The organism is Corallococcus praedator, assembly GCF_003612125.1.
GTDB classification, from domain to species: Bacteria; Myxococcota; Myxococcia; order Myxococcales; family Myxococcaceae; genus Corallococcus; species Corallococcus praedator.
In genome coordinates this window covers 1-9,619 of record NZ_RAWI01000357.1, presented here as the reverse complement: position 1 = coordinate 9,619, position 9,619 = coordinate 1, and the positions used below count along the sequence as shown (strand labels likewise).

11 protein-coding genes and 1 pseudogene are annotated in these 9,619 nt (G+C 71.7%); 5 read left to right on the top strand and 7 right to left on the bottom strand.

Features of this window, described 5'->3' with window-relative positions; translation table 11 throughout:
- The 3 genes from D7Y13_RS32390 to D7Y13_RS32380 form a co-directional block, all read left to right on the top strand.
- Nucleotides 1-641 (top strand): hypothetical protein (locus D7Y13_RS32390; protein WP_120537318.1); only part of this gene is annotated, 641 nt, incomplete at its 5' end.
- Between the two features lie 79 nt (nucleotides 642-720).
- On the top strand, nucleotides 721-1,296 hold the full coding sequence (locus D7Y13_RS32385) for a YceI family protein (RefSeq protein WP_120537319.1): 576 nt from the start codon (nucleotides 721-723) through the stop codon (nucleotides 1,294-1,296).
- On the top strand, nucleotides 1,293-2,099 hold the full coding sequence (locus tag D7Y13_RS32380) for a QcrA and Rieske domain-containing protein (protein ID WP_120585701.1): 807 nt from the start codon (nucleotides 1,293-1,295) through the stop codon (nucleotides 2,097-2,099). The genes D7Y13_RS32385 and D7Y13_RS32380 overlap by 4 nt, the downstream gene beginning before the upstream one ends.
- A gap of 36 nt (nucleotides 2,100-2,135) precedes the next feature.
- On the opposite strand, the gene D7Y13_RS32375 is transcribed toward D7Y13_RS32380, so the two are convergent.
- The 3 genes from D7Y13_RS32375 to D7Y13_RS32365 all read right to left on the bottom strand — a co-directional run bounded on the left by D7Y13_RS32375 (nucleotide 2,136) and on the right by D7Y13_RS32365 (nucleotide 5,477).
- The gene (locus D7Y13_RS32375) at nucleotides 2,136-3,296 is read right to left on the bottom strand and encodes a CBS domain-containing protein (RefSeq protein WP_120585700.1); all 1,161 of its coding nucleotides are present in this window, start codon (nucleotides 3,294-3,296) and stop codon (nucleotides 2,136-2,138) included.
- A 118-nt stretch (nucleotides 3,297-3,414) separates the two neighbouring features.
- Complete coding sequence (locus D7Y13_RS32370; protein WP_120537322.1) at nucleotides 3,415-4,524, bottom strand: ArsA family ATPase; 1,110 nt, start codon at nucleotides 4,522-4,524, stop codon at nucleotides 3,415-3,417.
- On the bottom strand, nucleotides 4,521-5,477 hold the full coding sequence (locus D7Y13_RS32365) for an ArsA family ATPase (protein WP_233595945.1): 957 nt from the start codon (nucleotides 5,475-5,477) through the stop codon (nucleotides 4,521-4,523). Before D7Y13_RS32365 ends, D7Y13_RS32370 begins: the two co-directional genes overlap by 4 nt.
- Before the next feature lie 389 nt (nucleotides 5,478-5,866).
- Between D7Y13_RS32365 and D7Y13_RS32360 the strand changes: the two genes are divergently transcribed.
- Nucleotides 5,867-6,322: a SpoIIAA family protein gene (locus D7Y13_RS32360; RefSeq protein ID WP_147444515.1), complete on the top strand. Its 456-nt coding sequence runs from the start codon at nucleotides 5,867-5,869 to the stop codon at nucleotides 6,320-6,322.
- Between the two features lie 28 nt (nucleotides 6,323-6,350).
- Here D7Y13_RS32360 and D7Y13_RS32355 read toward each other — a convergent pair whose 3' ends face one another.
- Entirely contained in the window at nucleotides 6,351-7,034 is a 684-nt protein-coding gene (locus tag D7Y13_RS32355; protein WP_120537324.1) for a hypothetical protein, read from the bottom strand.
- A 173-nt stretch (nucleotides 7,035-7,207) separates the two neighbouring features.
- Here D7Y13_RS32355 and D7Y13_RS32350 point away from each other — a divergent pair, with 173 nt between their 5' ends.
- A complete protein-coding gene (locus tag D7Y13_RS32350) occupies nucleotides 7,208-7,627 on the top strand; it encodes an STAS/SEC14 domain-containing protein (protein WP_147444514.1) in 420 nt (139 codons plus the stop codon).
- A gap of 93 nt (nucleotides 7,628-7,720) precedes the next feature.
- Here D7Y13_RS32350 and D7Y13_RS32345 read toward each other — a convergent pair whose 3' ends face one another.
- The 3 genes and pseudogenes from D7Y13_RS32345 to D7Y13_RS49555 form a co-directional block, all read right to left on the bottom strand.
- Complete coding sequence (locus D7Y13_RS32345) at nucleotides 7,721-8,155, bottom strand: hypothetical protein (RefSeq protein WP_233595944.1); 435 nt, start codon at nucleotides 8,153-8,155, stop codon at nucleotides 7,721-7,723.
- A 111-nt stretch (nucleotides 8,156-8,266) separates the two neighbouring features.
- Nucleotides 8,267-9,280 carry an RCC1 domain-containing protein gene (locus D7Y13_RS32340; protein ID WP_500683188.1) on the bottom strand — a complete coding sequence of 338 codons (1,014 nt, stop codon included), beginning with the start codon at nucleotides 9,278-9,280 and terminating at the stop codon, nucleotides 8,267-8,269.
- A 75-nt stretch (nucleotides 9,281-9,355) separates the two neighbouring features.
- Nucleotides 9,356-9,418: pseudogene (locus tag D7Y13_RS49555) on the bottom strand (hypothetical protein); the annotation flags it as partial.
- Between the last annotated feature and the right edge of the window lie 201 nt (nucleotides 9,419-9,619).

Genomic DNA, 9,619 nt, shown 5'->3' with positions numbered 1-9,619 from the left:
CTCCCCAGGAGACGGCGCCCGCGGAGTCCGCCCCTGCCGCCGCGCCCCAGCCGGTGACGCCGGACGTGGCGCCGCCGGTGTCCGCCACCCCGGAGTCGCAGCCCTCCACGGGCTCCTCCACCTCGGAGCCCAGCCTGGACTTCGACCTGCTCGCGCCGGAGGCGGAGGCCACCGCGGGCCTGTTGGATCCGGAGCTGGAGGGTCAGCTCAAGACGCGCCGCACCATGCTCCTGCTGCACCAGGGCCTGGGCCTGGGCATGGCGGGTGGCCTCACGGCGGCCACGGTGCTGGGGCAGATCCAGTTCAACCGCTCGTTCCGGGGCGGCGGGGATGACCGGTCGCTGCTCGCGTGGCACCGGGGCGTCGTCATCGGCACGTCGCTGCTGTTCGCCACGGTGGGCGCGCTGGGCATCCTGGCGCCGGATCCGGTGGAGCGCGCCTTCCAGTGGGACTCGGTGACGTTCCATAAAATCTTCATGGGCCTGGCCACCGCCGGCATGGTCGCGCAGGCCGTGCTGGGCATCCTGGCCACCCACAGCTACGGCGAGCTGCAGGAGCCCAAGTACGCCACCGCGCACCAGGTGGTTGGCTATGCCACGCTGGGCTGTGTCGCCGCGGGCATCGTGACGCTCACCTTCTGACGTGAACCCCCCTGCCGTGAATGTCTCCGCGCGCCGGCCGTTGTGCGGAGGCAGAGCCGTACCCCCTCTGGAGGACGCCGTGATTGTTCGACGACTCGCCACGCTTGCCGCCCTGATGCTCGCGCTCCCCGCCGCCGCGCAGGACGCCCCGCGGCTGTACTCGGTGAAGAAGGACGCCAGCACGCTCACCTACAAGCTCATCCACAAGCTGCACGAGGTGTCCGGCAAGGCGCCCCCCAGCGAGGGCAAGGCCGTGCTGAAGCCGGACGGCACCCTCCAGGTGGCCGTGCGCGCGCAGGTGAAGGACTTCGACTCGCAGAACTCCAACCGCGACACGCACATGCTGGAGGTCACGGAGGCGGCGAAGTTCCCGCTCATCGAGCTCAAGGCCGTGGCCACCGGCGTGAAGCCCCCCGCGACCTTCCCGGGCTCCGTGCCGGTGACCCTCAAGGGCAAGCTCACCTTCCACGGCGTGACGAAGGACGTGGAGGTCCCCATGACGGTGAAGTTCACGTCCGCCAAGCAGGTGACCGCGGACGGCACCTTCGAAGTCAGCCTGGAGGGCTACAAGATTGAGCGCCCCACGCTGCTGATGGTGAAGGTGGATGACAAGCTGGTGTTGGAGCCCCACCTCGTCTTCCAGGAGGGCACGTGAGCTCGTCGCGTCGCGACTTCTTCAAGAAGCTGTTGGGCACGGGCGTCGCCGTCGCGGGGATCCCCGCGTGCGCGCCGGACATCGACCCCTCGCCGCTGCTGGACGTGCCCGCCCCGGGTGAGGACGGCATCGTGTCGCTGGTGGTGCAGCGCTACCCGGACCTGTCCCGCGTGGGCGGCTCGGTGACGCTGCGCTTTCCGGGCGGCTCCGGGCAGGAGAACCTGCTGGTGGTGCACCCCTCGGACAGCACCTACGCGGTGCTGTCCGCCACCTGCACCCACGTGGGCTGCCCCATGGGCTTCGATGGCAAGGAGGCCGTGTGTCCCTGCCACCTGTCGCGCTACGCCATCACGGGCGAGGTGACGAATGCGCCCGCCACGGTGCCGCTGAAGACGTACGTGGCCTCGTACAACGCGGGCACGCAGGTGCTAAGCATCTCGCTCAAGTCCGGTGACGACAACTTCCCCTCGGTGGTCAACGGGACGCTGACGCTGACGTTCGCCGAATTCCCCGCGCTCCAGGACACCGGCGGCATGGTGAGCGGCAACCCCAACGGCTACGGCAATACGGTGTTCATCTTCAAGCTGGAGGACGGCACCTATTCGGCGGTGGACTCCATCTGTCCGCACCAGGGCTGCCCGGTGGGGTTCGAGTCGAGCATCAACGGACTGCTATGCCCCTGCCATGCGTCCCAATTCAGCAAGACAGGCGTCTTGACACCGGGGACGGGTAAGGCGACTAGCGACCTGAAGAAGTTCACCGTGGCCGCAGATGCGTCCGGGGTGGTCGTCACCATCGCGTGAGGCGCGGGCTTCGTGCGCCGCGCCTCACGGGTGCGGCTAGCGGAGCCGGCTCCAGAACGAGCGCCGCGAGGAGATGCGTTCCAGCGCGTCCTGCAACTCCTCGTCCTGATCCGCGCGGCTCGCGATGTCCCCCATCGCGATGATGCCCACGAGCCGGTCGTCGGGCTCCACGACGGGGACGCGGCGCACCTGTCTGCGGCCCATCAGGTCGATGACGCCGTGCAGGTTCTCCTCCGGCAGCACCGCCTCGATGTCCTCCGTCATCACGTCCGCCGCGCGCAGGCCGTCCACCGCGCGGTCGCCGGTGAAGGCGCGCAGCGCCAGGTCCCGGTCCGTGACGAGCCCCAACAGCCGGCCTTCCGCGTCCACGATGGGCACGACGCCGCAGTCCTCTTCCTTCATCAACTGCGCCACCTCGCGCAGGGTGCTGTCGCGGCGGGCGGTGCGCACAGCGCGGGTCATGATGTCGCGCGCGGTGAGCGGCTCGCGCTGCCATCTGCGTCGCGAGGTCGTGCCCGAGGGGCTCGGCGTCGAGCGCGCGGGTTGTTCGCGGGACACCTGGGGTCGGCGGTCGCGCAGGAGCGGCTCCTCGCCGCCGTAACCGGTGCGGTCCCAGTCGCGGTAGTCGGCGCGCTGGGGATGCATCTCCAGTTCCTGGTCCCCCATCACCCGGTCGGCGACCTGCCCGGAGGGGCGCACGCTCCGGTCATCGCGTCCGTAGGCGCCCTGTCCGGTCGTGGAGCGCACGTCGTCGCGTCCGTGGGGATTCTGGATGGCCACGGGGCGCACGTCCTGTCCGTCCCGAGCACCGGCGGAGCGCACACTCCGCTCTTCGCGGTCACGGGGCGGCTGTCCGGTGGCGGCGCGCACGTCCCGGTCGTCGCGGCCGTACGGGCCCACGCTGCCTCCGTGCTCGCCCTCGCGGTCCTCGCGCCAGGTGCCGGTGTCATCCACGTCGGTGCGCACCTGGCCCAGGCGCCATGCGGCGGCGCGGTGGAAGCGTCCCTGGCGCTCGGACGGTTCCTCATCGCGCGCGGGGTTCCACCCGCTCACGTCGGACTCCGCGCGCTCCCGCGAGCCCGGTGGGGCCGTGTCCGGTGGGCGGTGCGTGGCCATGGCGTCGGTGGGCGGGGTGGAGCGATCCGCGCGCCCCAGGTCGTGCCGCCCGTTGCCGTTGCTGTAGTCCTTGGTTCCCATGTGCGTCGCAAGCCTCCTGGCCTGACGAACATGGGAAGCCGCACGAAGCGCGCAAAGCTCCAGCCGACCGGGAGCGGCGACGGTTGCCCGTCCGCCCTGCCGGGTGCCAGCGCGGACGTCAGGCGACGGTGAGCGCCTCGCCCAGGTGCACCAGTCCCCGGAAGTCCTCCAGGTCCGCGCCCGCGTCCGGCGCGGCGATGGCCATCGCGCCCAGGGGCAGCCCCTCCGCCAGCCGCGCCAGCAGCGAACGGTGGGCGTTCGCGCGCGCGTCCTCCACGCCCGCCAGGTGCTCCAGCGCGAGCACCGCGTCGGTGTCCACGGCGTTGAGGGCGTGGGGCTTCAGGTTGGCGGCCGGGGCGAGCCCATCCTCGCGCGCCCAGCTGCGGTTGAGCACGTAGCCCGCGAAGGGCAGGCCGCGCGCCTGGAGCGTGTCCTTGAAGAAGGTGGCCTCACGCAGCGCGGCGGCCTCCGGCGAGGTGACGAGCAGGAAGGCCGCGTCCTTGGACGCCAGCTGCGCACGCAGCCGCTCCGTGTGCAGCCGGATGCCGGCGAACAGCCCGCCGAAGGCCCCCACGAACGTGCGCATCTCCTGCGCGAAGCCTCCGCCGAAGACGCCATCCAGCACCTTGCCCACCAGCGCCTGCGCGCCCTGCCACAGGCGGCCGGTGCGGCCGGAGTCGGGCCCGAAGAGCGAAATCACCCGGTCATCCAGGAAGCGCGCCAGCCGGCCCGGCGCCTCCAGGAAGTCCAGCGCATGGCGGCTGGGCGGGGTGTCCAGGAGGATGAGGTCGTAGTGGCCGTCCGTGAGGAAGCCGTCCAGGGCCTCCGCGGCGGCGTACTCCTGCACGCCCGCGACCAGCTCCGACAGGAAGCGGTACAGCCGGTGGTCCAGGATGGAGCGCGCGGCGCTCTCCGTGGCGGACAGCTTGCGCACCATGCGCTCGAAGACGACGCGCGGCTCCAGCATCCACACGTCCAGCCGGCCCTCGCCCCGGGGGCCGTCCGCGTAGAGCCGCTCCGGGGGCACGGTGGTGGGCTCCGGGCCGTTCTCCTTCAGCCCCATGGCCTCCGCCAGCCTGCGCGCCGGGTCGATGGTGAGCACCAGCACGTGGCGCCCCGCGCGCGCCGCGGCCACGCCCAGGGCCGCCGCCGTCGTCGTCTTGCCCACCCCTCCGGCGCCGCACAGGACGATGACCCGCTTGTCGCGCAGCATGGCGTCCAGGTTCATGGTGTGGCCTCCCGGCCGCCGGGATGGGCGGCCTCCTCGAGTGTGGGCACCAACAGCTCCGACAGCCGCTCCACCAACGCCGGCCCGGTGAGCGCCAGGTCCGGCAGCCCCCATTGTGGCACGGCCGTGCCCGCCTGGAGCCGCTGGCGGGCCTCCCGGGCGCGCTCAAGCCGCTCCAGCGCCCGCTGGCCCCGGTGCGGCCCATGGGTCTCCAACAAACGCCCCAGCGCCGCGAGTGACTCCGGCGTGAAGGGGTCCTCCGGCAGCCGGTTGAGCACCGCGACGGACAAGGGCAGGCCCACGTCCTTCAGCTCCTTCGCCAGCGACAGCGTCTCGCTCACCGGCAGGGGCTCCGGCAGCGTCGTGAGCACCACGCCGGTGCGCTTGGGGTCCTGCAACAGGTCCAGGCCCTCGCGCATCGCGCGGCCAATGGGTCCGCCCGGGATGAGCGACAGGAGGCTTCGGGGCAGCGTGGCCAGCGCCATCGCGTGGCCGGTGGCGGGCAGGTCCAACACCGCCAGCGGGTACAGGGGCCGGCCATCCGGGTGCGTGCGCCGCACCAGCGTCAGCATCTGGTACAGCAGCCCCATCTCCTTGAGCGCGGGCCCGGCCTCCAGGAAGCGCCGGAGCGCGCGCGAGCGCAGCGCGGCCTCCGCCAGCCACTTCGCCGGCAGCGTCTCCTCCAGGAATTGACGGTGGCCCTCGGAGGCGGACAGGCGCACGAAGGACAGGTTCGGCCGCACCGGGACCACCTTGGCCCCGGCGTCCTTCGCGCCCACCAGACCGGCCAGGTGGGACGGACCGCCCTCGTCCGGGGACAGCTCCGCCAGCAGCACCGGACGCCCGGAGCGCGCCGCCGCCACGGCCATGGCCGCGGACAGCGTCGTCTTCCCCACGCCGCCCTTGCCCGACACGAGCACGGCGCGCTTGTTCCACAAGGAGTCCAGCACCACGCCCCCATCCACCGCGCCTTCGCGCGAGACCCTTCACAGTGAGCAAGGAGGCGCGTCCCGACAACCGGTCGGGGACGCACCCACCGGCGACCGTCCGCACGGCCGCCTGCCGGCAATCATAGCGGCTTCTGTTCACCACCCGGCAGACCCTCCCCCCACGGAAAAAACCGCGCCGGACACAGGGCGTTCACCCGGCGCCGTTACCCCGCGTGCGAGTGTCGACGACGCGACGGGACCCGGCCGCACCCATCCCACGGGGCCACCCCCGGCGCGCGGGAGCGGGACCCGTAAGGTCGCGTGTGGACACATCACCCGGGAAAGAGGGCGTCACGGACTGGTGACGTTGCTCCGGTTTTGAGTACCCTCGGAGACTCTGCGTGGGAGAGGGTATGGCAGCGCTACGGGAATGGGTCTTCGGGGCACAGCGCGTGTCGCTGGAGTCGTCCGACGTCCTCTGGGCGACGATCCGCGGCACCTTCTCCGAGGAGGAGGTGCACCAGCTCATGGGCGTGCTCCAGGAGCTGCACGCCCAACTGGGCGGGCCCTTCTACCTCGTGGTGGACCTGGGCAGCTCCATGGGGCCCATGACGGATGGCACCGCGCTGCCGCTGGCGCCGCGCAAGTACCTGGCCGAGCACGTGCGCCCGGAGTGGTTCCGCGCCGTCGTCTTCTTCGGGGGCAAGCGCTCCCAGCGCGAGGTGCTGCGCGCGCTGGTGGTGGCGCTCCAGTTCACCGGGCGCACCAGGCTGAACGCCTGCTTCCTGGAGACCCGCAAGGAGGCCCGCGAGTGGCTGGACGCGCACCGCGAGCGCCACGCCCTGCCTCCCGCCGGACCGCTCCCCTGAGGACGGGGCGCGGTCGGCGGGCGCTGCTTCAGTGGACGGCCCAGCGCTCGGCGATCTCCTCGCACGCGAGCACCACGTCACCCAGCCGGCGGATGTGCGCGCGCGGCGCGACGAACAGCGACCCCGCGAACACGTCCACCACGGTCATCAGCCGGTGGTCCGCCGGGCCCAGCCGGCACAGGTGCTGCTCCGCGAAGCGCTGCAGCAGCGTGCCGATGTACTGCCCCGACCGCTCGTCCAGCGGGTGCGTCTTGGAGAAGTAGAGCTTCATCAACCCCACGCGCGGGTTGCCCTGCTTGTCCAGCCGCTGCACCACCACCTCCGGGCGCACGCTGATGGTGACGCCGGCCATCTCCAGCACCGGCGGCTCCGCGCCCACCGGGCTGATGATGGCGTCGTCCAAATCCAGCCACGGCACCAGGTCCGCGAAGCGCTCCAGCGCCTCTGAACACAGTTGCATGCGCTGCGCCTCGAACTCCGACGTCGGCACCGCGCAGGCGAAGCGGCGCTGCGCTTCCCGCAGCACGTTCATGTCCAGGCCACGGCAGAGGAAGTCGGTGACGGCGTACGACGCCTCCGGGTAGCGCAGGTACTGCGCGTCCGGCGGGTGCTTCTGGTCGTGGATGATGCGCTTCCTGCGGGCGGGCGTCGCGATGAGGTACTCGCCCAACTTGTTGACCGACACTCGCGGCATTTCACGGGTTTCCGGCACGGTGATTCCCCCTCTGGAAGGCTGTCGGAATGGGTACACAGTACACAGGGGGTCTGACATCCAAAGGACAGGCAGGACATGCCCTTCAGGGCAGGTTCGCGGAGCGGCTCTTCCCTGGGATGGCGGGAGTCGGCGTAGGGTGGGGGCAGGCCTGAACGGGGGGAGTGAACCGAATGGATCAATCACGCGAGTGGACGTGCGGCGCGCATCGCATCCGGATGCTGGCGCCGGACGCGTTGCATACGCGGTACGTGGGGTTGGTGGGATTGCAGGATGCGAAGTGGTGCCTGCGCGTCTACGAGGAGATGGCGGCCCACGGGCCGTTCTACCTGGTGGCGGAGGTGCCGGGTTCGGAGCTGCCGGCCGAGTCGCGCAAGTACCTGGCGAACAACGTCCGCGCGGAGTGGATGCGCTCGGTGGTGTACGTGGGCTCCGACCTGTCGCAGCGGGTGGTGGGCAAGGCGATGTCGGTGGCGATGCTGCTCACCGGGCACGCGGCCAGCTTCGACACGGTCTTCGTGGACACGATGACGCAGGCGCAGGCGTGGGTGGACGCCCACCGCCTGGAGCACGCGCCGCGCCGCGTGGGGTGAGGCCCTCCCAGGGCACGCGACAAGGGCCAGGACGGGGCACGGTGTGCCCGGCTCCTGGCCCGGTTGTTTTGAAGGATGTCTGTCTTTCGCCGGTCAGCGTTCGCGGTCCGGCATGCGGTCCGGGTGGCCGTAGCGGTACACGTCGGAGAGGGGATTGGTGCCCGCGTCGCTGCGGGGACCGTCGCCGTCCGGCATGTCGTCCAGCGAGGCGCCGGGAGCGCGCTCGCGAGGGTCGTACGGATGCATGCCGCTGGCGTCGCGGGGCGTCAGGTCGCGGTCGTCCGCGTCGCCGGCCTCACGGGGACGGACGCCCTTCTCGTCGGCTTCGGTGAGCTCGGGGCGGTCATCGTCGTCCGTGTCGGGGCGCGGGTGGGCCTTGCGGTCCGCCTCTTCATCGCGAGGCGAGGAGGACGTGGAGCCCTGGCCCTCGCGGGGCGCGGCGGAGTCGTCCCGAGGCGCTCCGGTCGGGCGCCCGTAGAAGTCCTCGGCGGGCTGCGGGGGCGTCTGACGCTTGTCGTTGTCGGCCATGATGGATTCCTCCGTCCGACTGAGATTCGTAACGGTCCCCGTGTCCAGCAACCTGCTCCGGCACCGACCCCGGTGAGGCCGGAGGGCAGGCGACCGGGCGTCGTGGCGGTGTCACGGCGACACCAGGAGGATGCTCCCGGCGAGCGCGGGCGCTTCGTCGTCACCGATGGCGCGCACGTGGCCGTAACCCAGTTGTCCGGCGGTGTTGAAGCCCCAGCACAGCGCGCGGCCGGTGGCGAGCACGGCGCAGGTGTGCTGCCCCCCGGCGGTGAGGAACACGGCGGGGGCGCCGCCCACGTCGATGCCGGTCGCCGGGGGCGCGGACAGGGAGCGGACGCTGGCCTGCCCCAGCCGGCCCCGGGCGCCGTTGCCCCAGCACTTGAGCTGGCCGGACTCCAGCAGGGCGCAGGTGTGCTGGGCGCCCGCGGCCACCTGGACGGCGCGCAGGCCGGAGCCCAGCTCCACCTGGGTGCGGGGCGTGGCGTAGTCGGGGTTGCCGTTGCCCACCTGCCCCGTGCTGTTGGCGCCCCAGCAGCGCACGGCGCCGGAGTCCAGCAGCGCGCAGGTGTGGTTGGCGCCCAGGGCGAGCTGCACGGTGGCGCCGCCCACGTCCACGTCGCCCGCGGTGGAGGGCAACTCGGTGTCACCCACATCGTCGTCACGGGTGTAACCCAGTTGCCCGAAGCTGTTGGCGCCCCAGCAGCGGATGCGGCCGGAGAAGAGCAGGGCGCAGGTGTGGTTGCCGCCGGCGACCAGGTCCTGCACGGGCGCGCCCACGGGGACGTCGTCGGTGGGCGGGGCCTCGTCGTCGCCCAGGTTGAGGACGTGGCCGTACCCCAGTTGTCCGCGCGCGTTGGCGCCCCAGCAGCGCACGCGGCCGGAGGTGAGCAGGGCGCAGGTGTGGTTGTCGCCCGCGGTGATGCGCAGCGCGCGGGCCCCGCCCAGGGGGACGGTGCCCACGCTGGCGATGGGCTCGTCGTCACCGAGGGTGCGCACGTGGCCCAGGCCCAGTTGTCCGAAGGCGTTGGCGCCCCAGCAGCGCACGAGGCCGGTGGAGAGCAGGGCGCAGGTGTGGCCCAGGCCGGTGGCCAGCTGCACGGCCTTCTCCCCGGGGGCGAGGGGCACGGGGCCCAGGGACGCGGGCGTCTCGTCGTCGCCGACGTTGGCGGTGCCGGTGTAGCCGAGCCGTCCCTGCGCGCCGCTGCCGAAGCAGCGCACGGAGCCGTCGTTGAGCAGGGCGCAGGTGTGGCTGTCCCCGGCGCGAAGCTGGGCGACGTCGGTGGGGCCGCCCGTCTGGACGGGGACTGTCTCTTATACACATCTCCGAGCCCACGAGACCGGAGCCTATATCGTATGCCGTCTTCTGCTTGAAAAAAAAAAAAGTGTTTGATACGGCGCAGTTCAGGCACTGTAATCAGTTTTTTTGCTTGATTCGCAGCTGTTGTTGGAGACCTAGTAAATCCG

What these genes read in the sequence shown, in the direction of transcription:
- D7Y13_RS32350 (WP_147444514.1), top strand. Translation starts at nt 7,208, where the DNA reads ATGGATCAATCACGCGAGTGGACGTGCGGCGCGCATCGCATCCGGATG.
- D7Y13_RS32370 (WP_120537322.1), bottom strand. Translation starts at nt 4,524, where the DNA reads ATGAACCTGGACGCCATGCTGCGCGACAAGCGGGTCATCGTCCTGTGC.
- D7Y13_RS32360 (WP_147444515.1), top strand. Translation starts at nt 5,867, where the DNA reads ATGGCAGCGCTACGGGAATGGGTCTTCGGGGCACAGCGCGTGTCGCTG.
- D7Y13_RS32345 (WP_233595944.1), bottom strand. Translation starts at nt 8,155, where the DNA reads ATGGCCGACAACGACAAGCGTCAGACGCCCCCGCAGCCCGCCGAGGAC.
- D7Y13_RS32375 (WP_120585700.1), bottom strand. Translation starts at nt 3,296, where the DNA reads ATGGGAACCAAGGACTACAGCAACGGCAACGGGCGGCACGACCTGGGG.